The following is a 24737-nucleotide window of genomic DNA, read 5'->3' as shown; positions in this document are numbered from 1 at the left end:
GATTACTCGTCACTCTCATCGGGTTTGTCACTCTCATCGGGTTTGATGTCCAGCCAGAACGTCGAGCCGTATCCCTCGGTGGATTTGAACCCCACGCCGCCGCCCATTTGCGACATGATCTCCCGGGTAATGGCCAGCCCGAGGCCCGTACCGCCACGGCCTCGGGTATCGGAGCTGTCAGCCTGGGCGAACTTTTCGAATATCCTGGCTCGGAAGGCTTCCGGTATGCCTGTGCCATAGTCCGTGACTTCGATGCGAAAAAGGCCGTCATGAAGGTGTGTCAGTATGACAACCTCGGCCTCCGGCGGAGAAAACTTGATGGCGTTGGACAGCAGGTTGTCGAGTGCCTGGCCCAGGCGCCGGGCATCGATAACGGCTTTGACCCAGGGATGGTGATTTTCGAACCGAAGTGAGATTTGCCGATCAACCGCGTAGGTTGATGTTCGATCCAGGCTGTCCTGAATGATCGCGCTGAGGTTCTCACTGTGCATCCGCAGTTCCATTTTTCCGGAGACCAGCTTTTCCATATCCAGCAGATCATCAATCAGATGCTTTAGTTGGTCGCTGTTGCGGGCTGCGATAGCCACCATGGCTTTGACTTTTTCAGGTAGATGGCCAAAAACCCCGCCCGCGATCAATCCAAGGGAGCCAGATATTGACGTCAGGGGGGTTCGTAGTTCATGGCTGACGGTGGAGATGAACTCGTTTTTCATCCGGTCAACCTTGCGGCGCTCTGATATGTCCTCAACCAGCGACCACACCAGTGGTTCGTTGTCGGCACGCTCCACCAGAACGCCCTGGAAGAGAATCGGGAACCGGGTGCCATCCTTGCGGATAAACTCCTGCTCCACGGGGCCGAACCGCCCGTGTTCTTTCAAATCAGCGATGGCTTGCTGAGATTGTTCCATGTAGTCCCCGGGAGTGACGTCCCAGTAGTTCAGTGCCAGGAACTCGGTGTGTGAGTACCCGCTGTACTCGAGCAATGCCGCGTTAACATCAAAGTTCTGTCCGCTTCTGAAACTGGTCAGAAGAATGCCAATCGGTGACAGTTCGAATAAGGTACGCAGCAGTTGCTCTCGTTCCGCGAGTGCAAGCTGCGAGCGCTTCTTTTCATCGACGTTGGCGAGAAACCCATGCCAAATGACGCTACCGTCCGGGCGCCGTTCCGGCGTGGCCCGGCCCTCGACCCAAATCCAGTTCCCATCCGGAGCTCTGACCCGAAACTCGGACTCCCAAACCGCCAGTGCCTCCTGGGAACGGTCGATGGAAGCGGCTACATATTCAATGTCGTCGGGGTGTATGGCATCAAAGGCAATGCTGGCATCCTCTATAACAGTCTCCGGAGAAACGCCGTAAATATCACGTATGCCGTCGCTGCTGTAGAGGAACCTCGACTCACCATCCTGGAGTACCTGATACTGATAAAGCATTCCAGGCACGTTTTCGGACAGCTTTCGCAGCGTATCCTCATGGGAATGTTGCTGGAGAAGGGCTGCCATCCACTGTGCCAGCCATACGATAAACAGGCGATCCAGATCCGTGAACGGTCTGGATCTTGGCGATACCGAGGAAAAATTAAGCGTGCCGAAGAGCTTGCCATCAAACTCTATGGGCGCCGCAATATAGCTCTCGAGGCCCATCTGGGCATAGCACGACTGATGGCGATAGCGCGAGTCGCCCATATGGCTGATCGCCAGATGGTCGCCTTTTGCGAGCATCAGTGCGCAATAGGTTTGCTCCACCGGTAGTGACAGGCCGGCCTCCAGTGGAGAGTCGTCCGGCGCTCTGAACCAGCGAACCGTATAGACATCGGTGGTGATTTCGCTGACGATGCCGGTTTCCAGTTCAAGGTGTTGGCGCCCCAGATCCAGGGCCATGTCTATTTTTTGTTCCAGGGGCGCGGAGGCGTCCACCGTCAGGTTGTTCAGTGCACTCAGAATCCGGGTCTTCTCGAGTTGTTCCTGGCGGGATTTACTCGCTTCGAAGTCATTGATCTCTTCATCGACACATCGGGCCAGCTCTTCCAAAAGCATGCGTTGATCGCCGTCGAGCGATCGTGGCCGGGTGTCTATGATGCAGAGAGTGCCCAGGCGATAACCTTCATGGCTGCGGAGTTGAGCACCGGCGTAGAAGCGAATGTGTGGCGGGCCGGTAACGAGCGGGTTATCGGCAAATCGTGAATCCTCGTGGGTGTCCTCGACAATGAACAGACGATCACTGAGGATGGCGTGGCCGCAGAAAGAGATGTCCCTGGGGGTCTCCCTGGCCTCCAGTCCCTGACAGGATTTGAACCATTGCCGCTTGTCGTCGACCAGTGACACCAGGGCAATGGGGACGTCGAAGGCCAGTTTGGCCATGCGAGTAAAGCGATCAAATCGCTCCTCTGGTGACGTATCGAGCAGGTGAGTTCGCTTCAGCGCGAGAAGCCGTACAGCCTCATTCAATGGGCTTTCGGGTGCTATCACGAGTCTGTTTCCTCATCAGCGACGGTCGACAATGCCTCACTGGATCCGGATGTGGGCATATCGACCCAGAAATGCGCGCCCTGATCATTGTAGTAGCCAACCTCTGCATGCATCAGCGTTGCCAGTTCGGCACAAATGGCAAGCCCCAGCCCCGTGCCCTTTACCGAACGGGTGGTGCCGGTTTCGGCCTGTGCAAATCGTTTGAACACGCTGTCGGCAAAAGAATCCGGTACTCCAGAGCCCTGATCACTAACGGTGACTCTGACGTATTCCGGTGAGTGGAGCCGGGCTTTTATCCTGACCACTCCGTTCCTGGGGGAGAACTTGATGGCGTTGCTGACGTAGTTGTCCAGAATCTGCCTCAGCCGGTGCTTGTCACAGAGTATATGTGGTAGCTCACCGCTGTCTGACATCAACCGGACATGATGTTCAGCAGCCATCGTGTTGTTGTCCTCAACGGTGCCGTAAAGTATCGGTTGGATCGCTTCGCTTTGAATTCGCACTTTGAGACTGCCATCGGACAGTTTGTTGAAGTCGAGCAAATCCGACACCAGCAGTTGCAGACGCTCGCCATTTCTCAGGGCGAGGTTTGCCATGCTCTGGCTTTTTTCGCTGAGTGGTCCGGTGGTGCCGGAAGAGAGCAGCTTCAGAGCGCCAGTCAGTGACGTCAGTGGCGTACGAAGTTCGTGACTGACCGAGGACATGAAATGATCTTTGAGCCTGTCCAGGCCGTCACGTTCCTCCAGAAGTCGATTGAAGGCCCCGGCCAGGTTGCTGACCTCCGGAATGCCGGACTCGCCCAACCGCATGGCAGAATCCGGTTGTTCAGCCATGTGCTTTATACGCGTCGTCATTCGGTCCAGTGGCGACATGGTGCTCTTGACCAGCAGGTAGCTTAACGCGGCGATCACCAGAGTGATCAGCAGGCTGATGCTGAAGAACTGGAGAAAGGATTGTCGGGCGGGTGTTGTTGCCTGATCATAGGGAACAGCACGGACGAAGACCCACCCCAGCCGTTGCAGGTGATTGGTGGCGTATATCAGGGGCTGACCATCCTGGCCGTTGACCTGTCCGAACGTGATGCCGGATAGCGCTGCGTCTGTCAGCGCGTCTGCGCCAGGAGGCGGCAGGGGTTCGATGTTCTGGGAGCCATTGCCGGCATCCACGTACAGAAAGTTTTCCGTGTCGATGATTTTCTCGATACCCTGTGATTCATACAAACCCATGTTGCGGTTTTCGGGTAATAGACTGGTCTTGCCCAGATCCAGGGTGCCGCCTGCGAACCCGAGAAAATCCCCTTCATCCGTTTCGATGGGTGCAAGAAACGAGAGCAGGGGTCTGCCAGTGGTTCGTCCGATAATAGGCTTGCTGACGATGGGGGTTCGTTTCTCCAGGGCTTCCCGGAAGTGAGGGCGATCCAGGTAGCAGGTACCAATACGATTTGGGACGTAAACATTCTCCGCCACGGCACATCCGTTCTCATCGAAAATGAGAAGCGCCGCCGGGAACAGATCCTGGATTGTTGTTTGGCGATTCAGCGCGATCTCCAGAGCAGCCTGGTCCGGAAGGTTGTCGTCGGCGAGCTGTGAGGCGAATGCTGACAGAGAATTCAGTCGAAGCTGAAGCTTCTGGTCGACCTGATCCGAGGTTCTTGCAGCTTCGAGAATCTGACGATGGGTGAGCAGGTCTTCAAAGTCCTGTACCAGGGCCTGGTAGGCGATCGCAATAATGGCCAGGACGGTTACAAGACTGCCGCCGCCAATGATTATGGCTACGCGACTACTAAGGGAGAGCGATTTGCCTGATCGCAATGAAGTGCCTCGCTGTTGCGTTTTTCCGGATAATGTTCTGTGATGAAAGAAGATTAGCCTAGTTGAACCGGTTATATTAGTAAAAAATCGAGGCCTCAGACCTTTTATGGGAAAAGATCCAAAAGCGGATATCGCGGATAAACTCGCACAATTGCGACTCAGCTTCCGTGGTAAGGCGGAGGGGGAACTCGATCAGTTGAGCGAAGTCGCTGCGAGGGTAACCGGGGGGGCTCAGGGGCAGCGACTGCGGCGTGAAGATGTAATGTCGGCCTATCAACTGCTTCATCGTCTGGCCGGTTCTGCCGGAACCTTCGGGTATGCGGTATTGGGGGCGGAGGCGCGAAGGCTGGAACAACGCCTCAAGCCATTGGTGGAAAAATACCCGGTGCAAGCTGACGGTGACCCAGAGGTTCCCGGCGAGGAAACTCCACAGGTTATCGATACCCTGACGCAGGCAGGGCACTTGCGTTCTTTGTTGGATGAAACGTCGGTGTCGACAACCCGCAGTACCAACGATCCTGAGCACTTAAATGATCATTACAGTCTGACGGCCGCAGATATTCAGGTTGTCCTGTGTGGATTATCGGAAGGTTCGCAGGTTTTTCTGGAGTACGCACTCTCAAATTACGGTTTTTCGATATCGCGCCAGGCGGTCTCCACCCTCTCGCTCAACGGGACGCCGGGAGTGACCCTTGTGGTGACCGGAGAGGACGCAATTTCTGAGGTGTCCGCGGCGCTCGATGCTAAGGCTGGGAGCGAGAATTCCCTGAAACCACCGCTTATTTGCATCGGACGCAGGGATGATTTCCGAAACCGGTATGCCCTGGCGGATGCCGGGGCAGACGCACTTATTACGGAACCGGTTGATGCAACCGTACTGACGGAAAGCATCGAGCGTTTGGTCAGTGAGCAGAGCCGGACGGTTTCCGGGAAAATCCTGATTCTGGATGACGATGAGGATCTTGCTGGGCACTACCGGGCGGTGCTGGAAGGAGCCGGCTTTAATGTCCGCGCCATCAGTAATCCCGAGACGGTGTTGTCGGAACTCTCGGAATTCTCGCCCGACATAATGCTGCTGGACGTTCGCATGGGAGATTACTCCGGGCCGACGGTGGCAAAGCTGGTTCGTTTTGATCCCGAATGGGTAAGCCTGCCGATCATCTACCTGTCGTCTGAGCAGGATAAGCAGGTTCAGCTCGAAGCCATGGCAAAAGGGGCGGATGAGTTCCTGACCAAGCCCGTGTCCGACAGCTATCTTGTACGCGCGGCTCAAATCCGCTGTTATCGCGCCCGCCAACTGAACGAGCTGCTGATACGGGACAGCCTTACGGGCCTGTTGAAGCATTCATATATAAAACAAGAAGTTGATAAGGAGCAGGCCCGCTGCAAGCGATTGTCGCATTCTTCCGTTGTCGCCATGCTGGACCTGGATCATTTCAAGAAGGTGAATGATCAATACGGGCACAGAATGGGCGATATCGTCATTAAGGCACTTGCCAGTCTCCTCAGGCAACGATTGCGTTCCACCGACATGATCGGCCGGTATGGTGGGGAGGAGTTTGCAGTGGTTTTACCGGAGTGCTCGACGCAGGAAGGGCGGTCGGTGATGACTCAGATCTGTGAGGCATTCTCAGGCCTGTCGTTCAACGATGATGGTGCTAGCCTGTCGGTTACCCTCAGCGTGGGTATTGCCGCGCTGGATGCTTTTGAGTCCGGTAGTGATGCGCTCAATGCAGCGGATCAGGCCCTTTATGAGCGAAAGAAAGGGGGCCGTAACGGCGTGACGATTTTCCATCAGGGATGAAGCATAACGTTATGAAGGCACTTATTCTGGAAGATGACACATTGCTGGCGGATCTGCTGGAAACGGTGGTCGGCGGGCTTTACCCGGGTATTGATATTTTCGTAACGGCGTCGGTCAGGGGGGCTCTGGCACATTGGTCCCAACACGGTTCTGACCTGATGATCATCGACTGGAATCTGCCGGATGGCTCGGGCCTTGAGGTTATTCGCGCTGCCCGTGAGAAGAGCAGCAAGACCGCCATTGTCATGATCTCCGGCCGGGCTGACAGGGATTCGGTTCTGAAAGCCGCACGCTACGGCATCAATGGCTATATCAGCAAACCGTTCAGTGTGGAGATGGTGCACGAAAGGCTGACAGCACTGGTGGACCCGGCAGACTTTGATCGGGAGTCTCAACCTGATCTGGAGCACCTGCTGCAGACGTCGGTGGAGTCCGTTATTCAGCTGCCCTCCGCCATTGATACGGCTCGGGTTCTCGAATTGATGGCGCGAAAACAGGATATCTCCCCATCGCAGCTCGCGGAGCGGTGGCATGGCGAGGTTGCGTTGACAACCCGTCTGCTTGACGTGGCCAACAGCGCCTCGTTCCAGAAAACCGGTGAGCCGGTCCGCAGTCTGCGTGACGGGATTGCCACCATGGGTGTGGATATGGCCTTGCGGCACGCGATGGCCATGTCGCTGGATATATGCGGCCAGTTGCGCGATACCCGTTTGGCGGAAAAAGCGACTGTCTTTCTCGAAACCGCCGAGAAGGTAGCCCAGGAAGCCGTACGAATTGCGTTACGTATCGGAATCGATCAATCCGAGGTGCACACGGCGGCCCTGCTCAGCCGGGTCGGCGAACTGGCGGTGCTCAAGGTGATGCAGCAATGCCTGGATCGCAAAGGCCAGGTTTCTGATGAACAGATTGAAAGCGGGTTAACGGCCTGGGCTCAGAGTTATGGGAATCGTCTCAAAGTGCAGTGGCATCTGCCTTTGCAGTTGAGAGAGCTGATTGGCGCAGTTCATTTTCTGCCGCGTGATGCCACGAGCGATTCAAAACTGGTTATGCGTGCCTCCGCCTTGATAGCGGATGGGCAGAATCAGGGCGAGGAATGTTTGCGCTTGCTGCGCAGACTGGGGGTGGATAACCATGAGAGAGGTACAGACGATGGCTAACCCGGTCGGAGAGCTTCAGCGAATTCTTTATGTGGAGGACGATGCCGACATCAGGGCCGTGGCGGAGCTGGCACTGGAAACCGTTGGGGGGTTTTCAGTAAAGAGCTGCAGCTCCGGTCAGGAGGCGCTTGTTGAGGGGCCGGATTTTGACCCCGAACTGATCCTGCTGGATGTTATGATGCCGGGTATGGATGGCCCGACTACGTTTCAGGCGTTACGGGAAATTCCGGCATTGAGCGCGACACCTGTGGTGTTCATGACCGCTAAGGTGCAAACTGAAGAGGTGGCGTTCTACAGGGAATTGGGAGCGGTTGACGTGATACCCAAACCGTTCGACCCCATGACCCTTGCCGATCAGATACGTGAAATATGGACGTCCAAGGTGTGAACATGGTTGCGAAAGAATCGCCAGAGGAACTGAAACACAAGCTGAATCTGGAAACGTCCCGGATTAATTGGCATGACCTGCAGGTGTATTATGCCCGTGGCCATGTCGTGAAGGTGGTCCCGGAACTGGACCTGCTGGAGGTGGCGGCAGAACTGTCAGCGGACAACAAGGCCCAGTTTGAGCGTTGGTTGGCCGATAACAAAGTGGGCGATGTCGCTCCAAATCTTGCCCGCCACTGGTATGACGAAAACACGGAACTCTGGGCAGTGGTGATTGCGCCCTGGGTGCTGGTGCAGGACAGGTCCGGGCATGTACTTCACTGAAACTCCTGGAATAAGGCCGTGAAACTGCATTACTTTCATGGGCGTGGCCCGCTACGGGCACTGGTTATGGTCCGGGAACAGCGCCGGGTTGAATTGTTCATCAAACCCGTCGGTGAGGACATCTGGGCGTTGGTGGCACTCAGTGGTTCGGTGGACGGCCAACCAGAGAAACATCGCTGCCAGGGCCCCTATCGTTCCATTTCCCAGGCGGAAGCGGTGTTGCGCAGTGTTGCGGGCGCGCTGATGGGGCAGGATTACCAGCCCCAACCCAACGACTATGTGGTCTGGTCGGTGATGGCCCAGCGCCTGGCGCGCACCATTCGAACCGATCGCGATGCCAGTGCAGGCAAGTTTCATTTTGATCCCGATCAGTACGAACCTATCGGCTGATCTTCCCCTCCCCAATACACTTTTTTCGAGGACTTCATGCTGACCGGCGCACTGCTGATCCTGGCACCGCTTTTCCTGGGTTTTGCCCTGGCACTTGAGAACCGCCATCTGATGACGGCCATTCACTACGGCGTTGAAGGGCTGGTGTACTTTATCCTGGCACTCTTGGGGCTTAGCCTCGGGCAGATGGAAGGTGTTGGTGGCCAGTTGGCCAATATGGCGTCCCAGGTTGCCGTGCTCGTGGTGGTACTGTTTGTGGCCAACATGGCGGGGCTGTGGCTGTTTCACCGTTGGCAGCCGATGGCAGCGCGGGAGGATCATGTGGACCAGCCTCGTGGCTATCGTCGCCTTTTCCTGGCGGGGTTGAAGCCACTGTTGGCGGTTGTGGTGGGTGGTTTGGCCGGTTTCTACTGGCTGCCGGATATGCCCATGGCCGAAGACGTGGCGACCTGGTCGCTAATGTTGCTGCTGTTTCTGATTGGCCTGCAACTGCGCAATGCCGGCCTGTCCCTTCGTCGGCTGCTGCTCAACCGACAGGGGTTGGGCATTGCGTTAGCGCTGGCCGGGAGCTCTCTGCTCGCTGGTTTTGCAATGGTGCCCTTGCTGGACGCCGCCTGGCATGAGTCGTTGGCACTGGCGTCCGGGTTTGGCTGGTATTCCCTGTCCGGTATTGTGATTGGCGATGCCCTGGGGCCGTCCTGGGGCGGTGTTGCCTTTCTCAATGATGTGATCCGGGAGATTATTGCGCTTGCGATTATTCCGCTGTTAATTGGCCAGCGACCGGCCATGGCCATCGGCTATGGGGGGGCGACTGCCATGGACTTCACCCTGCCGGTGATCCGCAGCAGTGGCGGCCTGGACTGCGTGCCCGTGGCGATTGCGTCGGGGTTTATCCTGTCGTTCCTGTCTCCCATCCTGATGGCCGTGTTCCTGTCCATGGGAGGGTGATGTTTCAGAGCAGGAACTTTCTGACGTCGATCTTGTAGTCTTCCGGGTCCACTGAACGCAGAATCCGGTCCTGGGTACCCGGTTTCGCCAGGTTCAGGGTGTCAACGGTGATGGGCATGCGAAAACGGGTGTCATACATCACGCGCAGCACGGGCAATCGCTGGTCCTCGTCGTTGGTCTCGATGACGACACCGAGCCGGCCGCTTTCCAGAAGCACTAGTGAGCCAATGGGGTAGAGCCCCACACAACGAATAAACTCTTTCACCAGGGCGGCGTCCAGATGGCTGCCGCTCCACTCCAGCAGTTTCTTTAGGCCTTGGGTCGGAGTCATGCCCTTGTGATAGACACGGTCTGAGGTAATGGCGTCGTACACATCGGTAATGGCCACCATACGACCGTACACGGAGATTTCCTCCCCTTTCAGACCCTCGGGGTAGCCACTGCCGTCCAGGCGCTCATGGTGCTCTGCGGCGGTGACGATGGCCAGTTCGCCAATACCCTCTGTTGCCTTGAGAATATCCCGCGAATGCCGCGCATGGGCTTTCATGACCTCAAACTCTTCTGGCGTTAGCCGTCCCGGCTTGTGGAGAATGTCGTCCGGCGTAAGGATTTTGCCGATGTCATGGAGCAGTGCACCAACAATGGTTTGGTGTAGCGCCTCCGAAGGCAGCTTGCGGTAGTTGCCAAACAGGGACATCAGCACGCTGAGATTGACCGAATGCTCCAGCAGGTAGTTATCCTTCTCACGGATACGGCCCAGGCAACTGAGGGCATTGGCGTTGCGCAAGATAGAGCTCTGGAGCTCGTCAGCCAGTTGGTGAATGGGGGCTATGTCGATGGCCCCTTCAAGCTTCACGCTGTTCATCAGGTTGCCGACCAGCCCCTGAGCCTGGTTGTGTACCTGCTGGGCGAACACCATTTCCTCGGCCACTGCTACCCGTTTGAAAACGCCGGGAGTCTGTTCGCCGGCGCGCTGCAGCGCGGACTCGTTGCGGCGATCGACCTCGTGGGCTGGTTCCGAATCCTGGGAATCCAAGCCCTTGGAGACATCGATGTAGACGTAGTCCACCCCCATCCGGCGGATTTTTTCAACGGTGTCCTCTTTTTTGATCACGCCGCGACGGCGCTGGGTGTTGTGAGGAATCCAGTCGTTGTTCAGGTCGGTGATGTACATGCCGACCTTGAGCGCGGAGACGGGGATGCGTTTGATCATCGCGGCTGGAAGAACGTTCTCAGGCTGTTGTCATAGGTTGTAGCCAGTACGTTCTCCAGCGGTAGTTGTTTCACCTCGGCGATTTTCTCGGCAACAAATGGTATGTAGAAAGGTGCATTTTCCTTGCCGCGATAGGGAACCGGGGTCAGGAACGGTGAATCCGTCTCCAGCAGGATCTGCTCGATGGGTGCCATACGCACAATGTCACGCACGTTTTCGGCTTTGTTGAAGGTGGTGATGCCGTTAAAGCCCAGGCACCAGCCTTCGTCCAATGCGTATTGCGCCAGCCCCGGGCCTGACGTGAAACTGTGGATGACGCCGCGGCGCTTAAGAGTACCTTCGAACTCCTTCAGGATGTCGATGGTGTCGTCATCGGCCTCGCGGCTGTGGATGACCACGGGCCGGTCGGTGTCACAGGCGATCTGCAACTGGCGGCGGAACACGTCACGCTGAACGTCCCGGTCTGCGTTGTCGTAAAAGTAGTCCAGGCCAATTTCGCCCACTGCCACGATCTTGTCGTCGCCAGCGTGCGCGCGGATTTCCGCCTCGGCGGCATCGGAATACTGTTCGGCATCGTGGGGGTGTACCCCTTGCGTGCCATACACCCAGGGGGCTGTTTGGCTCAGTTCACGCACGGTAGCCAGATTGTCCGGTGACACAGCGATGGTGATCACACGTTCGATATTGACCCGCTGCGCTTCGGCCAGGGTTTCCGCCAGGGGGCGATCCTTGAGGTAATCCAGATGGCAGTGGGTTTCGATAATCGGTTGATCGAAAACGGGAATGTCGCGACGTTTCTTGCTCATTGGCGGTTACTTCACTCCATCGCAACCAAAGCGTTGGCTGCTATCCTGAGAACTTTGTCACAGTAGTTTATCAGCTTGTTCGATTGTTGACCTACATTGCTGTCATAGGGAGAAGTGCATGCACATCATTGTTGTTGGTGCCGGCGTGGTTGGCGTAACCACGGCGTATGAGCTGCAAAGCCGGGGCCATCAGGTAACCGTGCTGGAACGTCACAGCGCGGCTGGGAATGAAACCAGCAAAGGCAACGCCGCCCAGCGCTCCTACGGGGTGGTCTATCCATGGGCAGACCCATCCATGGTGTTGAAGGCCATCCCCTGGTTATTCAAGAAGGACGGCCCGCTGAAAATGTCGGTGCCGCCATCCATGGAAACCTTGCGGTTTATGTTCGCAACGCTGCGTTACGCCTGGTCGCCTGGCCTGTTTGGCCTGAACAAGCGCGCCATGATACGCCTTGGTATTCATAGCCGTGAACGCTTCCTGGCCCTTGAAAAGGAGCTTGATCTGCCGTTCGACGGCGGCCACCAGGGCCTGCTTCACCTTGCCAGCACCCCGGAAACCCTGGAAAACTACCGCGAAACCCAACGGTTGCTCGACGAACTGGGTATCCCCTCCCGATTGCTCACTCCTGAACAGGTTCGCGAAGCAGAGCCCGGCATGATCGGGGATGGCCCACTCTACGGCGCCCTGAGCTATGACACGGATGGCACCGGTGATTGTCATCTGTTCTCCCGTGAACTGGCCAAGGCCTGCGAAACGAAGGGGGTGCAGTTCCGCTACAACACGGAAACCGAACATTTGTTGGCTGATGATCGGCGGGTAACGGGGGTGACCATTCGCAAGGGTGATGGCACATCGGAAACCCTGGAGGCAGACGCTGTGGTTGTCAGTGCCGGTTGCTGGTCGGGGCATCTTACCCGTCCCCTGGGGCTTGAGTTGCCGATCTATCCGGTGAAGGGCTACAGCTTTACGGTGCCCTTGAAAGACCCTGGCCGCGCGCCGGTGTCGACCATCCACGATGACAACTACAAAGTGGTCTCGACCCGTCTGGGCGAGAGGCTACGCGCCTCCGGTTTTGTGGAACTGGACGACTTCAACCGCGACATTCCGGAAGCCCGGCTGGCGACCATTCGAAAGTCCGTGGAATCCCGTTTTCCCGGTTGCGCCGATCTGGAGGCCGCCGAGACCTGGACCGGTTTTCGCCCCATGACTCCGGACGGTCCTGCCATCATCGGTCGAGGCCCCCGGGAGAACCTGTTCCTCAACACCGGGCACGGCACCTTTGGCTGGACCCTGTCGGCGGGCAGCGCTTCGGTGATTTCCCAGTTGATTGATGGGGAGGCGCCGTCGGTGTGCCTGGATGCTTTTCGGCCTGGGCGATTTTCCGAGTGACGTTACCTTCGGCGGCGAGTTCACATCACCGCGCTGACGCTTTTTATCGGCGCTGGCAGCGCTTGAACGATTGGCTGGCGCAGCATCGTGAGTTCTGGCAACCGGCGCCATTCGCTGACCCGAGCCCGGCCTGGACGAAGAACTGGCCGGCATTGGCGGACCGGGTTGCCCGGCTCTCTGACAGCGACTGTGTGCAATGGGACGATGATCCTGTCGCGCTGGCTGAATGGGTGGCCGTGGAGCTGCCTTCTTTCCGGGAGTTCGGTGAGCTGACCGACATTCAGCCACTTGCCATCGAATCCGCCGATCAGAACACCTTGCCTGAGGTCCGGGCAACGGATATGCCCGGGCGTAAGCGGCTTCAGGCCGGTGCCTTTGCAAGCGCTATCCAACCCTTGAAGCACAGCGTACTGGACTGGTGTTGCGGCAAGGGCCACCTGGCCAGAACCCTGGCACCCCTGTGCGGGGGTGACGTAACCGGGTTTGAATGGAACGCGACCCTGGTGGACGATGGCAACCTCCTGGCCGGAAAGTTCGGGGATGCGGTTACCCTGCAGTGCCAGGATGTCATGGCCGAGAACCTGACGATGCCGCCCGACGCTCACGGTGTTGCCCTTCACGCTTGTGGTGACCTTCATCGCAGGCTGATGCGTAAGGTGGCTGGCGAGGGCCTGCCAAGGGTGAGCGTTTCACCTTGCTGCTACCACCTGACGGAAGCGTTGGACTACCAGCCTCTTTCCAGGCGCGTCCGGGCTTCAAAAAATGGCTTGGAGCTGACCCGCAACGAGCTGCGACTGGCCGTCAGGGAAACCGTGACCGCACCGAAGCGTGTGCGTGAGCAAACCCGCAGGATCAGTCGTTGGCGTCTCGGGTTCGATGGTCTTCAACGGCAGCTTCGCGGCGTGGATGCCTACCTGCCGGTGCCGTCGCACCCGACGAACGGCGATTTTGCCACCTTCTGTCGCTGGGCAGCGGGCAATAGGGGGCTGGAACTACCCGGGGACACAGACTTTGGTGTCTGGGAACGTTATGGCGAGCGGCGACGGCAGCAAGTGCGCCGCCACGAGCTGGTGCGCCACCTGTTCCGGCGGCCACTGGAGCTTTGGGTGGTGCTGGATTATTCAATGTTTCTTGAGGAACAGGGGTATGACGTTCGGCTGGGGACCTTCTGCGAGCGCCAGCTGACGCCCCGCAATCTGCTGATCGACGCCGAAAAAAGGTCTGTGGACTGCTAAATGGCTCAGGGCTTTCGGTACACTACATTTTCCACGCAGCCGTCCCGAAAATACACGTAGGTCAGTTCATAAAGGGCGCCATAGTATTTCGTCTGGTATACCCAGGTTTCCAGGGGTGTGGGGTAGGTTTCCGGAGGTCGGCCAAAGGCTTTTAGGACATGCTCTTTGGTCATGCCTTTCACCACCTGTTCCCGCACCAGATAGCGCCGCAGGTCGGTGGAGTTAATAAAGCGGCAGGTGTCATCACTGGTCGCCTCCTGTGTGCTTTTTTCCGGTTCTTCCACTGTTTCATCACGCTTGGGTGACGGCGGGAGGTTCTGGCCAAAATTGCCGCCAATCCGGTTGTCACGGATGGTGATTTCCTCGGAGTCTTCCCCGCAGGGCTGGTCCGAAAAGCGAGTATCACCACCGGCATCGCACCGGTAAACCTGGGGCCACGCAGCAGCGGGTATACCCCATGTGAGAATAAAGACGAACAACATTCGCTTCACGGCATTCTCTCGCGAGCATGAAATTAAGGGCGCCTGCCCGCCAATAAAAAAGGCGCCCGAAGGCGCCTTTTCGTTGAGCTGATCTGCACAGGATGTCTGTACAGGATCAACGTCGACGCTTAACGGCGAACCTGAATACGAGCCTCAACCCGACGGTTCTCCGCGCGGCCAGCAGCGGTCTCGTTACTGGCAACCGGCTCGGACTCACCGTAACCAACGGCATTCACACGGTCCTCACTGATGCCCAGGGCATCGGTCAGCCGGGTGGCAACTGCCTCGGCACGGCGCTGGGACAGGAAGCGGTTGTATTCCGCCTCGCCAATGCTGTCACTGTGACCGGCGATTTCCACGTTGGTTTCCGGATACTCGAGCATGAAATTGGCGACGCGGCGAATTTCATTGTCGAAGGCATTGCCGATCACCGAACTGTTGGTCGGGAACTGTACGTTCAGCTCGATGGTTTCGACGGTTTCTGTCACGCCTTCACAGCCCATGGCATCCACGTCTGCGCCTGCAGTCGTGCCGGGGCACTGGTCCGCGCTGTTCACCACGCCATCGTTGTCGCTGTCCAGCTCACAACCACGGCTGTTGACGCTGGCGCCCGCCGGTGTGTTGGGGCACTGGTCCATGCTGTTGGCGACGCCGTCACCGTCGTTGTCACGTTCACAGCCATTGCTGTCAACGTTCACACCTGCAGGAGTTCCGGCGCACTGATCGCGGTTGTCCGGCACGCCATCGTTGTCGCTGTCTGCGGCTTTGCGTGGTGAGGGCTTTGAGTCCGCGACGGTGCGAGAGAAGGCAAAGCTCAGGCCAAGGGTTGCCTGGGTATCGAAGGTGCTTTCGTCAATGCCATGGAACTCGCGCAGGTCCGCGCGAATGGAAACGCTGTCACTGACGTTGTAACGGAAGCCCGCCCCGACGTTGACGCGGGTTTCGTCGTGATTGGAACCGGCTGTCTGGTAGCTCAGCACATCGTCGCCGAAGTCCGCGTGGCCGGCACCGGCCGAGACATACGGATTCCAGGCTTCATCCTGGCCGGCAAAGTAATAGAGGCCGTCCAGTCGATATTCTTCAAAGTCGCTACTGCCATTGACGTACTTACGATCGGCATCCGCCTTGGAATAGACGCCTTCCACGGCCCAGTTGGGGTGGAAGCGAAATTCCGCGCCAATGCCCAGGGTGCCGGTTTCACTGAGGTCGCGCTTGTCGTCAAACAGCTGGAAGCCGGCAAACGGGTTCAGGTAAATGGTTTGCTCGCGTTCGGCGAGTGCGGGGGTCGCAAGGGATGTCGTCAGGGCCGCAATGGCCAGTGGGCGCATGATATTCATGCAGAACCTCCTGTTCAATTATCGTTGTAAAAAGTACTCATGTCGTACTTTCGCATAAAGCATTGCTGCAGCGTACTTACGTGAAATTTAAGTCAGGGGATTCAAAAAAACAAAAAAAGAGGGCCAGTGTTACGTCCGCAATTGTACTCAGGCCCTTGATGACATGGCGGTAAAATACAGGTGGGCACTTTTTTTGCTGAAATTCAGGGTGTCACCGTTGTCGAAAGCGACTTCGAAGGACCGTTCGTCCTCCCCCGTCACTGAGCCCGGCCCGAAGATGGCATGGCTGAGACGGTTTCTTGCCCAGAGCGGTGTCGTCTCCTCGGCCGTTGCTTCCGTACTTGTCTGCAATGTGACGCCTTGAAGGTGCGCATAGCGAAGACCGGTCGACGTCAGTGGTACGGTGGCTGTCAGTGCGTCAGCGCTGTCGCAGGAACGCCCGTCCAGCCACTGGCCAAACTCTTGGGACAGTGGAAAGCACAACTCATCGACAAACCGGCTTGGGCCCTGGTCGCCGTCAAGGTGTCTTTTTTCTCCGAATGGCCGGGTGATCAGGTGTAGCTGCTCCCGGGTTCGGGTCATGGCCACATAGAGCAGGCGGCGTTCACTTTCCAGGAAGGCCTTGGGGTCGTCCTGGGCTCGGGGGCTGTAGGGCAGGTACTTCTCCTGCAGTCCCGGCAGTATAACGGTCGACCATTCCAGGCCCTTGGTTCGGTGGATGGTGGAGAGCAAGGCGCCGCCATGGCGATTTTCACCCGCCTGTTTCTTCAGAGCCTTGAGGTGTTCCAGCGCGCCGTCAATGCTGACATCGAGTCCCGAGAGGTACAGCCGGAAGCCCCGGATGGTCTCGATGCGTTCGTCCGCGGTTTCATGGGTCAGTGCCAGGCTGCGAATGCCCTCGTAGAGTTCGGTTTCCTCCGCATAGCGGGATATCAGATCTGCCACTGAGCCTTTGAAGCGCTCCAGCTGTGCCAGTGTTTCCCCCAGCTTGCGGAGCTTTTTGGCCGCCATGGGGGCCAGTGCGTCAAAGTCCATGGCCAGCAGCCGCTCGTGCCAGCCCTTGCCGAACCCAGCCAGAAAGCGTGCCAGCTGTTCGAGCTCGGGCTCCTTGAGGCCCACATGGGGGAAGCGCAGCAATTGCCGGGCAATATCAAGCCGGTCTTCATCAGGCAGATTGCGAATCCGGCCCGACACCACCATCAACAGGCTGGTGATGGCCTGAACCTCGCGACTGAACAGGGCTCCCTTCCCGGCGTCGATGCGGTAGGGCACTTGTCGCGCGAGCAATTTCAATTCGATAGGAACACTCTGGCTCCACACCCTGAACAGGATCGCCGTGTTGGCAAGTGCTTCGTCGTCCATGGGTTGCAGTAGTTTCAGGAGGAGATCACTGTCGTTTTCCTGCTGGTGCAGGGTGATGCCGGTCTCAGGTGTGGTTGGATGGGAATGGCAGAGCACATCCTTGCGACCGGTGTTGTGACAGATCAGGTGATTGGCCAGCAGAGCCACCTGATGGCCATACCGGAAGGTATAGCTCAGGGTCTGCTCCAGTGGGCTTTCAAACTCTTCGCTGAAACGCCTGAGTATAAAATCGGGTCTGGCGCCCCGGAATTCGTAAATCGTCTGATCCGGATCGCCCACGACGGTCACCCGTGCCCGGTCGCCGGCCACGTATCTGAGCAGTAGATGCTGGATTTCGTTGGTGTCCTGATACTCATCCACCAGTACCAGGTCCATTTTGTTGCCAACCAGGCGCTGTAAGGGCGGGTTCTGGTGAATGGCCATCACCGGTTCGTAGAGCATGTCGGCGTAGCTGATGCGGCTCTGGGATTTGCGCCACTGTTCAAAGCTGTGGAACAGGTCGATCAGGTAGCGATGCTTGTCGGAATAGCCCAGTTCCTCAAAGACGATGTCCACCGGGGACAGGGTGGTTTTCACCAGGTCGATGAAGTTAACGGCGGTTTCGACAAAGTCTTTCTTGTTGCGGCGGATCTCGTCGGCCAGGTCCTCGGGCGCCAATCGCCGCGTAAGCTGCCAGGCCTGATAGCTGATTTCCTGGTCGGTGAGGATCTTGTCTGAAAATCCCGGAAGGAAGCCTTCCCGCACGAACCGTTTGTAAAGCCGTAGCCCCATGGCGTGGTAGGTGCGAATTTCAGGTGTCGCCAGGCCCAAGTTACGTGTTACGTCCTGAAGTTTGTGCTCGAAGTCCACCCGCGCAGCGCGGTTGAACATCAACACCAGCATACGGTTCGGATCATGTCCCTGTTCTAGCAGATAGCGGATGCGCCAGGCCAGAGTGGACGTTTTTCCACTGCCCGCCACGGCGGTGATTACCGCATGTTCAAAACCTGCGGTGATGATGGCCCTTTGCTCATCAGTGAGGTAATCGGGCAGATTGGAGGTTTCAGGTATTTGGGGTGGGGGCGACATGCTGTGTATTGTACCCGGCGACTGGTAGTGCTGATACTGGTGCCGCATAATCCTGTTACTTTCGTGCACGGTATCTGGAGTAAATCGCTCATTGGGTGCAGGAGAATTTGGAGAATGATGTTATGGCTACAACTGCAGAACCGGTGAACGTGCTGGGTGAGAAGTTGGAAATTTGTGGTACAGATCCGGAAACCGGGTTTTATCGGGATGGGTGTTGCAACACTGGCCCGGATGACCTGGGGGCCCACGTTGTCTGTGCAGTCGTCACAGATGATTTTCTGGAATATTCAAGTGCTCAGGGTAACGATCTGAGTACACCAAGACCTGAATTTGGTTTCCCCGGTTTGAAAGAAGGGGATTCCTGGTGCCTGTGTGCATCCCGCTGGCAGGAGGCGTTTGAGGCCGATAGTGCGCCGCGTGTGAAGTTGCGTGCGACGCATCGTTCAGCGTTGAAGTATTCAAAGCTGGAAGATCTTAAACGTCACTCCGTGGATTTGAGCTGAGTGGATGGCGGATCAAATCGGGCCTGATCTGGCCGGGTGGCAGGAGCTGCAAGCCGGGTTGCGGGCTGCCGGACATCGGCGGTTGGTGGTTCTGGAAGGTGAGCGGGCAGCTGCTCTTACGTGGCTGCGTGAACTTCTTCCAGTATTGTCGATAGCGCCAGGCGTCTGGACCGGGCCGGTTGAGGATCAGCCGGAATCCTCGCTGACCTCGATCAAACCGGTCGAGGGACGTCGCTGGCTGGGACAGGAACTGGCTTGCGTGGTCTGGGATGGCTGGCGGGGGAATCCACCGGACGGTTTTGCGGCGTTGTCTGGAACCCTCGCGGCCGGTGGTCTGTTTTTCTGGCTGATGCCGAAGCTGGAAGAATGGGGCGATTTCGACGATCCGGATTACCGGCGTACCGGGTTGGACGGAGCCGGTCAGCATTCGTTTGCGGCTCGTCTGGCCGGAGTTGTGGCCGGTAATCCCGATAGTATTCGTATCACCCCGTCTGTTGACCCTCAGCCGCCACTGCCAACGGCTGAGCCACCCCGCGATGCCTTCCGGGTAGGCGCCACCGATGACCAGCGTGCGCTTGTGGAAGAGGTTGTTCGAACGGGGCTGGGGCGGCGTCGGCGACCGCTGGTGGTGACGGCGGACCGGGGGCGGGGTAAGTCTGCGGCACTGGGCCTGTCGGCGGTTCGTCTTCTGAATGAAGGGCGGCGGCGCGTGGTTGTGACGGCGCCCGGGCCGGATGCGGTGAAAACATTGTTTCACCACGCCCGCCTGGCCAGCGGGCAGGCCTCTGATCCTGACATGGGCACGGGCGATGTTGCGCTGGGCGATCAGGGGCGGCTGGAGTTCTGGCCCCTGGACCGGCTGCTTGCTGAAAAGCCGGAGGCGGAAGTGATCATGGTGGATGAATCCGCCGCCGTACCGGCAGACCTGCTCAAGCGGATACTGCTGGGTTGGCCCAGGGTGATTTACGCTTCCACGGTGCACGGTTATGAAGGTTCCGGTAGAGGCTTTGCCATCCGTTTTCGCTCGGTGCTGGATGCCGAAACGCCTCACTGGCGCAACACATCGCTTACGGCGCCCATACGATGGTCTGCCTCTGACACCCTGGAGCCGTTGACGCGTCGGATGTTTTTGCTGGATGCCCAGGCACCACCCGTCAGTGATGACGATGTGGATATCGCCGTTGAACGCTGGAACCCGGGTACCGCAGAAGACAGTGAATTGGAGGAGGCCTTCGGTTTGCTGGTGGATGCCCACTACCGAACCTCACCCGGTGACTTGCGCCAGTGGATGGACGATCCGGCCGCGGTGAGTTGGCGTCTGACCCGGGGTGGTGTTCTGGTCGGCGTGCTATGGGCGACGGTGGAAGGGGGGCTGGACAGCGAGCTTGCAGAGCAGGTCATGTTGGGCAAGCGCCGCTTGCGGGGGCATCTCTTGCCCCAGTCCCTGGCGACCCACAGTGGATTTGCCGAAGCAGCCTGCCAGAGTCTGTTGCGCATCGTGCGGATTGCCGTGAGTGCTGAGGTGCGCGGTGAGGGGCTGGGGCAGACACTGGTGGCGGCTGCAAATGATTATGCGTGCAAGCAGGGGCTGGACGGTATCGGTACCAGTTTCGGCGGTAACGCCGGGTTGTTGTCGTTCTGGCAGCGGTGCGGGTTGGAGCCGGTTCGGCTCGGGCTGAAGCGCGAAGCCAGCAGCGGCGAGTATCCCCTGCAGTTGCTTGCCGGGGTGTCTGCGCAAGGTAAGGCGCTGACAGACCATTTGCGTGGCAGGTTGACGGAGCACTGGCTCACCCTCGTGCCGCGCAACTGGATAGACGCAGAGCCGGAGTTGATTCTGCGGATAACCTGCGGCCTTCCCGCTGACAGACCGCTCAATGAGGATGATTTCAGGGACCTGCACAGTTTTGCCCATGGCTATCGGGGCTTCGATCTGGCCTTGCCGGTACTGAGACGGCTGTCATTGCAGGCAGGCGTCGTCAACGGGATGGCTGACGAACGTTTGCGCTCCCTCTGGGCCAGGGCGGTGCTACAGGGTTGGTCGTGGCCCGAGTTGCAGGCGCACGGTGAATGCGTGGGCCGGGAGGCAGGCGAAGCGGAATTGCGCTCTCTGGTGGGCGATATTTTGCAGAACCGGCCGGACTTGTGAACCGCTCGCTTTCATTGCCGCCGACGACTGACCAGAATATCCGCAAAAATAAATCAACAGAGACTGAATCACCATGGCCCAGGGAACCGGCACCATCCTCGTGAGATTTCTGGCCGTCCTGGTCGCAAGCGCGCTGATGACAGCGTGTGCGACGAGCACAGATCCATCCAACCTTGAGCAGCGCCGTGCGTCGGTGGCGGATACGCCATTGATGGCGGCGGTCAGCAACGGAAACCTTGAACAAACCAAGTCGCTTGCAGCCTCTGGCATGTCTTTAAACACACTGACCGAGGCCGGCACACCGCTCTCGGCGGCGGTCAGGGCGGGCGAGGACCGAATTGTGTGGTTCCTGCTCAGCGAAGGTGCAGCGCCGGACCTGGCCACGGCAAGTGGTGTCACGCCACTGATGATCGCCTCAGGGGATGGCCATCGGCGGATCGTGCAACTGTTGTTGTCGGCCGGCGCCAGCGTAAATGCATCGGACGGCGAGGGTACAACGCCGGTGATCCGCGCCGCCCGTAACGGTCATCTTTCCGTGGTGAAAGTACTGTTGGCCGCCGGGGCGAACGTCAATGTGAATCAGGGTGGCCACTCGCTGCTGATGCACATTGTCGAAGGCGGGGATTTACTGACCGCCGAGATGCTGCTGGCGGCGGGTGCAGACGTCAACTATCGCGGTAGCGATGGGCGAACGGCTCTGGATCTGGCGCGTGCCAGCAACAACCGGGATATCGAGATGTTGCTGATCCAGGCCGGCGCCGAGCTATGATGCGGGCTTGCGGCCCGTTCAGCTCAGTGCCATGGGGTCGTTGCTGTCGTCCAGTTCCGGCTCGAAGTGTTCTTCAACCACTGTGTCGGGCACGTCGCTGACGCTCGGGAATGACCAGGTGGGCTTGTGATCCTTGTCGATCAGCCTGGCTCTGATACCCTCCCGCAAATCTGGCCGCTGGGTGCAGCGGGCGGCCATGGTGTATTCCATCCGGAAGACGTCCTTCAGTGACATTTGCTGTGCCTTCTTTAGCTGGGTCCAGACCAGCCAGGCGGTAACCGGGCAGCCGCCGCGCAGGTTTTTCACACAGCCTTGCCACCAGTCGCTGTCGATCTCCGCCGCCAGGAGATTTTCAACAATGGCCGGGAGTTCATCGCCTGCGCTCAGCCTGGCGATGTCCTGTTCATGGCGCGCCAGTTCACTGGTTGGCAGCGCCCTGTAGTCCGGATGCTCAAGTTGCTTGACGAGCCGGAACAGGCGGTTGTCATCAGCCGCTGATTCACCGGTCCAGCGCTCCTCCTTCAACCGCTCTATCAATGATTCCACCTGATCTGGCAGGATGGCCATATCGGCCAGGCCAACCCTCAACGCGTCAGAGACGTTCAGCCGCGCTCCGGTCAGCCCCATGAACAGACCGATGCGGCCTGGCAGCCGATTGAGGAACCAGCTTGCACCAACATCGGGAAACAGGCCGATGGTGATCTCCGGCATGGCCAATGTGACATCGGGCGTTACCAGGCGGTAGCGGCAAGCGGAGAAAATGCCAAGCCCCCCGCCCATCACCACGCCGTGGCCAATGGCGATCACCGGTTTGGGGAAGCAGTGAATGGTATAGTCCAGGCGATACTCGCTGGCAAAGAACTCGGCCGGTGCGTCCGGATCTTCGTCGCCGGACAGGGCGCCATAAAGTTCGCGGATATTACCGCCTGCGCAGAAGGCACGTTCACCGGCGCCGCGGAATATAACCAGGCTGATGTGGTCAGCTTCGGCCCACTGATCCAGTACGGCCTGGGTTTCGTGGATCATCGACGCGGACAGGGCGTTCAGAGTGGCCGGTGAATCCAGGGTGATCAGGCCGATGTTGCCTTCCCTGCACGCGATTTCCTGAACCTGAATGGGCATGTCGACTTCTCCGCATCGAATGGGGTGATTATTGATCCATCACATTTGAGCTTTGTTCTTGCTGTGCTATAAATTCGTGCAACTTGCGCACCGGCAGAATCCTGTCGGGCTATAAAACGATGAGAGGGTAAAACCAATGAGACTGAAATACCACACCCTGGCTGCTGCCGTGTTCGTGTTGGGGGCTGCCGCTCCCGCCGTTACCATAGCCGCTGGTGATGCTGAGGCCGGTAAAGCCAAGGCCGCCGTGTGCGCAGCCTGCCATGGCAAGAATGGCATCGCGGCCATTCCGGGTTACCCCAACCTGGCAGGACAGAACGAACAATACCTCGTGTCTTCGCTCAAGGCGTACAAGAACAAGCAGCGCAACGGTGGCCAGGCCGCCATCATGCAGGGCCAGGCGGCGGGCCTCAGCGATGAGGACATTGCCAACCTGGCCGCTTATTACGCCAGCCTTCCGGCGGATGGTGGGGAATAATCCCCATCATCGTCAGGGTGTGGCGGGCGTTGCTTCGCTGATAATCCGGTAACTGGGTTCGTAAGCACCGGAACCGGGCAGTTTCATCCGGTCCTGGGCGACGAACTCTTTCAGCATCGCTTCCAGGGGTGCCAGTAGCTCCGGATCGCCGGAAATTTCAAATGGCCCCTTGGCTTGCACGTGGCGTATGCCGCTTTCCTTGACGTTGCCGGCAACGATGCCACTGAACGCCTTGCGCAGATTCGCGGCAATCAGGTGAACCGGCTGGTGACGGTGTAGCGCCAGTGCCCGCATGCTTTTATGGGTGGGCTCGAACGGCATCTGGAACACCGGGTCGATCTTCAGCATCCAGTTGAAATAGTAGGCGTCCTGCATGGCCCGGCGGAAGGTTTCCACGTCCTTCATGCCCTGTTTCATCGTGCGGGCGACTTTGTCCGGGTCGTCGATGATGATTTCGTACTTGCTGGCGGCTTCATCGCCCAGCGCGTTGCGAATGAACTGGTCGATCATCTCGAAGTATTCCGCGTTTTCCTGCTGGCCGGTAAAGACGACCGGGAAGGGCAGGTCGGCGTTGTCCGGGTGCAGCAGGATGCCGAGCAGATAGAGTATTTCCTCGGCGGTACCCACACCACCGGGGAACACAATCACGCCGTGGCCCGTCCGAACGAAGGCTTCGAGGCGTTTCTCGATATCCGGCATGATCACCAGCTCGTTGACGATCGGGTTTGGCGCTTCGGCACCGATGATGCCCGGTTCCGTCAGGCCAATGTAACGGCCGTTCTTCACCCGCTGTTTGGCATGGCCAATGGTGGCGCCTTTCATCGGGCCTTTCATGGCGCCGGGGCCGCAACCGGTGCAAATGCTCAATCCTCGCAAACCAAGCTGGTGGCCCACTTCCTTGCTGTACTGATATTCGCGCTCGTTGATGGAGTGGCCACCCCAGCACACCACCAGGTCCGGATGACGCCCTGCCTGTAATACACGGGCGTTACGGAGGATGTGAAAAATCAGGTTGGTGATGCCTTCCGGGTCGTCCCGGCGAAGACCGACCGCGGACTGGGGGATTGAGTAGGAATAGATAATATCCCGCAATACCGAAAACAGGTGTTCGCGGATGGCGCGCAGCATTTGCCCGTCCACGAAGGCGTGGGCGGGTGCATTGACCAGCTCCAGTTTCAGACCCCGTGGCTGTGGCACCAGGCGAACGTCAAAATCCGCATGGGCTTCCATCAGGGTTTTACAGTCGTCGGTTTCAACACCGGTATTGAGCACGGCCAGGGCGCATTGCCGGAAAAGCCGATACAGCCCTCCTTCGCTTCGGTCCTTGAGCCGGTTGACTTCAAAGTTGGAGAGGATTTCCAGGCTGCCTTCTGGAGATACCAGGGCATTGATGGTGGATTCGGTCATGAACGCAAAAGCTCCTGAATGTTCTGCGGGCCCCTGGCGTCAGGGCGATGCCTTTTTATATGAGTATAGCGAGTATCGGGAATGCCTGATTTTGAGGCAAACGGCGAAACCGTTACACTAAGCGCTTTACTGT

Annotated in this window: 21 protein-coding genes; 12 read left to right on the top strand and 9 right to left on the bottom strand. The window is 58.3% G+C overall.

What is annotated here, in order from left to right; genetic code table 11:
• Positions 1 to 2: 2 nt before the first annotated feature.
• Both ACTRWH_RS02140 and ACTRWH_RS02135 read right to left on the bottom strand, forming a co-directional pair.
• The gene (locus tag ACTRWH_RS02140) at positions 3 to 2465 is read right to left on the bottom strand and encodes a PAS domain S-box protein (protein WP_228210019.1); all 2463 of its coding nucleotides are present in this window, start codon (positions 2463 to 2465) and stop codon (positions 3 to 5) included.
• A complete protein-coding gene (locus ACTRWH_RS02135) occupies positions 2462 to 4276 on the bottom strand; it encodes a cache domain-containing sensor histidine kinase (RefSeq protein WP_228210020.1) in 1815 nt (604 codons plus the stop codon). The genes ACTRWH_RS02140 and ACTRWH_RS02135 overlap by 4 nt, the downstream gene beginning before the upstream one ends.
• Before the next feature lie 106 nt (positions 4277 to 4382).
• On the opposite strand from ACTRWH_RS02135, the gene ACTRWH_RS02130 reads away from it, so the two are divergent.
• The 6 genes from ACTRWH_RS02130 to ACTRWH_RS02105 are packed head-to-tail and all read left to right on the top strand — an operon-like array spanning position 4383 to position 9286.
• Entirely contained in the window at positions 4383 to 6080 is a 1698-nt protein-coding gene (locus ACTRWH_RS02130) for a diguanylate cyclase (protein WP_228210021.1), read from the top strand.
• A gap of 11 nt (positions 6081 to 6091) precedes the next feature.
• Complete coding sequence (locus tag ACTRWH_RS02125; protein WP_228210022.1) at positions 6092 to 7237, top strand: response regulator; 1146 nt, start codon at positions 6092 to 6094, stop codon at positions 7235 to 7237.
• Positions 7212 to 7625, top strand: a complete 414-nt coding sequence (locus tag ACTRWH_RS02120; protein WP_228210023.1) for a response regulator — start codon at positions 7212 to 7214, stop codon at positions 7623 to 7625. The genes ACTRWH_RS02125 and ACTRWH_RS02120 overlap by 26 nt, the downstream gene beginning before the upstream one ends.
• Positions 7626 to 7627: 2 nt before the next feature.
• Positions 7628 to 7948, top strand: coding sequence for a DUF2288 domain-containing protein (locus ACTRWH_RS02115; RefSeq protein ID WP_228210024.1), 321 nt, complete (start codon positions 7628 to 7630; stop codon positions 7946 to 7948).
• Between the two features lie 18 nt (positions 7949 to 7966).
• On the top strand, positions 7967 to 8338 hold the full coding sequence (locus ACTRWH_RS02110) for a PA4575 family protein (RefSeq protein WP_036211122.1): 372 nt from the start codon (positions 7967 to 7969) through the stop codon (positions 8336 to 8338).
• A gap of 36 nt (positions 8339 to 8374) precedes the next feature.
• A complete protein-coding gene (locus tag ACTRWH_RS02105; RefSeq protein ID WP_041332476.1) occupies positions 8375 to 9286 on the top strand; it encodes a LysO family transporter in 912 nt (303 codons plus the stop codon).
• Positions 9287 to 9290: 4 nt separating this feature from the next.
• Here ACTRWH_RS02105 and ACTRWH_RS02100 read toward each other — a convergent pair whose 3' ends face one another.
• Both ACTRWH_RS02100 and ACTRWH_RS02095 read right to left on the bottom strand, forming a co-directional pair.
• Complete coding sequence (locus ACTRWH_RS02100; protein ID WP_041332477.1) at positions 9291 to 10499, bottom strand: HD-GYP domain-containing protein; 1209 nt, start codon at positions 10497 to 10499, stop codon at positions 9291 to 9293.
• Complete coding sequence (locus tag ACTRWH_RS02095) at positions 10496 to 11305, bottom strand: TatD family hydrolase (RefSeq protein WP_036211116.1); 810 nt, start codon at positions 11303 to 11305, stop codon at positions 10496 to 10498. Before ACTRWH_RS02095 ends, ACTRWH_RS02100 begins: the two co-directional genes overlap by 4 nt.
• A 118-nt stretch (positions 11306 to 11423) precedes the next feature.
• Here ACTRWH_RS02095 and ACTRWH_RS02090 point away from each other — a divergent pair, with 118 nt between their 5' ends.
• Positions 11424 to 12695: a D-amino acid dehydrogenase gene (locus ACTRWH_RS02090; RefSeq protein WP_228210025.1), complete on the top strand. Its 1272-nt coding sequence runs from the start codon at positions 11424 to 11426 to the stop codon at positions 12693 to 12695.
• Positions 12692 to 13930 (top strand): methyltransferase, encoded by a 1239-nt coding sequence (locus ACTRWH_RS02085; protein ID WP_228210026.1) that lies wholly within the window; start codon positions 12692 to 12694, stop codon positions 13928 to 13930. The genes ACTRWH_RS02090 and ACTRWH_RS02085 overlap by 4 nt, the downstream gene beginning before the upstream one ends.
• 5 nt (positions 13931 to 13935) lie before the next feature.
• Here the strand turns inward: ACTRWH_RS02085 and ACTRWH_RS02080 are convergent, their stop codons facing one another.
• The 3 genes from ACTRWH_RS02080 to ACTRWH_RS02070 form a co-directional block, all read right to left on the bottom strand.
• Positions 13936 to 14412: a DUF4124 domain-containing protein gene (locus tag ACTRWH_RS02080; protein WP_228210170.1), complete on the bottom strand. Its 477-nt coding sequence runs from the start codon at positions 14410 to 14412 to the stop codon at positions 13936 to 13938.
• 128 nt (positions 14413 to 14540) lie between these two features.
• Positions 14541 to 15749 (bottom strand): OmpA family protein, encoded by a 1209-nt coding sequence (locus ACTRWH_RS02075; RefSeq protein WP_041332481.1) that lies wholly within the window; start codon positions 15747 to 15749, stop codon positions 14541 to 14543.
• 147 nt (positions 15750 to 15896) lie between these two features.
• Positions 15897 to 18227, bottom strand: a complete 2331-nt coding sequence (locus tag ACTRWH_RS02070; RefSeq protein ID WP_085678614.1) for an ATP-dependent helicase — start codon at positions 18225 to 18227, stop codon at positions 15897 to 15899.
• A gap of 74 nt (positions 18228 to 18301) precedes the next feature.
• Here ACTRWH_RS02070 and ACTRWH_RS02065 point away from each other — a divergent pair, with 74 nt between their 5' ends.
• The 3 genes from ACTRWH_RS02065 (at position 18302) to ACTRWH_RS02055 (ending at position 21597) form a co-directional block, all read left to right on the top strand.
• Complete coding sequence (locus tag ACTRWH_RS02065; protein ID WP_041336370.1) at positions 18302 to 18682, top strand: DUF2237 family protein; 381 nt, start codon at positions 18302 to 18304, stop codon at positions 18680 to 18682.
• A 4-nt stretch (positions 18683 to 18686) separates the two neighbouring features.
• Positions 18687 to 20828 carry a tRNA(Met) cytidine acetyltransferase TmcA gene (locus ACTRWH_RS02060; RefSeq protein ID WP_085678617.1) on the top strand — a complete coding sequence of 714 codons (2142 nt, stop codon included), beginning with the start codon at positions 18687 to 18689 and terminating at the stop codon, positions 20826 to 20828.
• 73 nt (positions 20829 to 20901) lie between these two features.
• Positions 20902 to 21597, top strand: coding sequence for an ankyrin repeat domain-containing protein (locus ACTRWH_RS02055; protein ID WP_036211096.1), 696 nt, complete (start codon positions 20902 to 20904; stop codon positions 21595 to 21597).
• An 18-nt stretch (positions 21598 to 21615) separates the two neighbouring features.
• Here the strand turns inward: ACTRWH_RS02055 and ACTRWH_RS02050 are convergent, their stop codons facing one another.
• The gene (locus tag ACTRWH_RS02050; RefSeq protein WP_075195637.1) at positions 21616 to 22719 is read right to left on the bottom strand and encodes an enoyl-CoA hydratase/isomerase family protein; all 1104 of its coding nucleotides are present in this window, start codon (positions 22717 to 22719) and stop codon (positions 21616 to 21618) included.
• Between the two features lie 136 nt (positions 22720 to 22855).
• Here ACTRWH_RS02050 and ACTRWH_RS02045 point away from each other — a divergent pair, with 136 nt between their 5' ends.
• Positions 22856 to 23197: a c-type cytochrome gene (locus tag ACTRWH_RS02045; RefSeq protein ID WP_075195638.1), complete on the top strand. Its 342-nt coding sequence runs from the start codon at positions 22856 to 22858 to the stop codon at positions 23195 to 23197.
• 12 nt (positions 23198 to 23209) lie between these two features.
• On the opposite strand, the gene ppnN is transcribed toward ACTRWH_RS02045, so the two are convergent.
• Positions 23210 to 24604 carry a nucleotide 5'-monophosphate nucleosidase PpnN gene (gene ppnN, locus ACTRWH_RS02040; RefSeq protein WP_075195639.1) on the bottom strand — a complete coding sequence of 465 codons (1395 nt, stop codon included), beginning with the start codon at positions 24602 to 24604 and terminating at the stop codon, positions 23210 to 23212.
• Between the last annotated feature and the right edge of the window lie 133 nt (positions 24605 to 24737).

The sequence above is a fragment of the Marinobacter sp. G5_S1_61_S3 genome (assembly GCF_054968585.1).
Note: the sequence above shows the minus strand (reverse complement) of the source record. Positions and strands in the feature narration are given on the sequence as shown.

Bases quoted from the DNA above. Each gene is read 5' to 3' on its own strand.
- ACTRWH_RS02055 (WP_036211096.1), top strand. From the start codon at position 20,902: ATGGCCCAGGGAACCGGCACCATCCTCGTGAGATTTCTGGCCGTCCTG.
- ACTRWH_RS02070 (WP_085678614.1), bottom strand. From the start codon at position 18,227: ATGCGGCACCAGTATCAGCACTACCAGTCGCCGGGTACAATACACAGC.
- ACTRWH_RS02075 (WP_041332481.1), bottom strand. From the start codon at position 15,749: ATGAATATCATGCGCCCACTGGCCATTGCGGCCCTGACGACATCCCTT.
- ACTRWH_RS02095 (WP_036211116.1), bottom strand. From the start codon at position 11,305: ATGAGCAAGAAACGTCGCGACATTCCCGTTTTCGATCAACCGATTATC.
- ACTRWH_RS02120 (WP_228210023.1), top strand. From the start codon at position 7,212: ATGAGAGAGGTACAGACGATGGCTAACCCGGTCGGAGAGCTTCAGCGA.
- ACTRWH_RS02065 (WP_041336370.1), top strand. From the start codon at position 18,302: ATGGCTACAACTGCAGAACCGGTGAACGTGCTGGGTGAGAAGTTGGAA.
- ACTRWH_RS02100 (WP_041332477.1), bottom strand. From the start codon at position 10,499: ATGATCAAACGCATCCCCGTCTCCGCGCTCAAGGTCGGCATGTACATC.
- ACTRWH_RS02060 (WP_085678617.1), top strand. From the start codon at position 18,687: ATGGCGGATCAAATCGGGCCTGATCTGGCCGGGTGGCAGGAGCTGCAA.
- ACTRWH_RS02130 (WP_228210021.1), top strand. From the start codon at position 4,383: ATGGGAAAAGATCCAAAAGCGGATATCGCGGATAAACTCGCACAATTG.
- ACTRWH_RS02080 (WP_228210170.1), bottom strand. From the start codon at position 14,412: ATGTTGTTCGTCTTTATTCTCACATGGGGTATACCCGCTGCTGCGTGG.
- ACTRWH_RS02090 (WP_228210025.1), top strand. From the start codon at position 11,424: ATGCACATCATTGTTGTTGGTGCCGGCGTGGTTGGCGTAACCACGGCG.
- ACTRWH_RS02105 (WP_041332476.1), top strand. From the start codon at position 8,375: ATGCTGACCGGCGCACTGCTGATCCTGGCACCGCTTTTCCTGGGTTTT.
- ACTRWH_RS02050 (WP_075195637.1), bottom strand. From the start codon at position 22,719: ATGCCCATTCAGGTTCAGGAAATCGCGTGCAGGGAAGGCAACATCGGC.
- ACTRWH_RS02125 (WP_228210022.1), top strand. From the start codon at position 6,092: ATGAAGGCACTTATTCTGGAAGATGACACATTGCTGGCGGATCTGCTG.
- ACTRWH_RS02045 (WP_075195638.1), top strand. From the start codon at position 22,856: ATGAGACTGAAATACCACACCCTGGCTGCTGCCGTGTTCGTGTTGGGG.
- ACTRWH_RS02115 (WP_228210024.1), top strand. From the start codon at position 7,628: ATGGTTGCGAAAGAATCGCCAGAGGAACTGAAACACAAGCTGAATCTG.
- ppnN (WP_075195639.1), bottom strand. From the start codon at position 24,604: ATGACCGAATCCACCATCAATGCCCTGGTATCTCCAGAAGGCAGCCTG.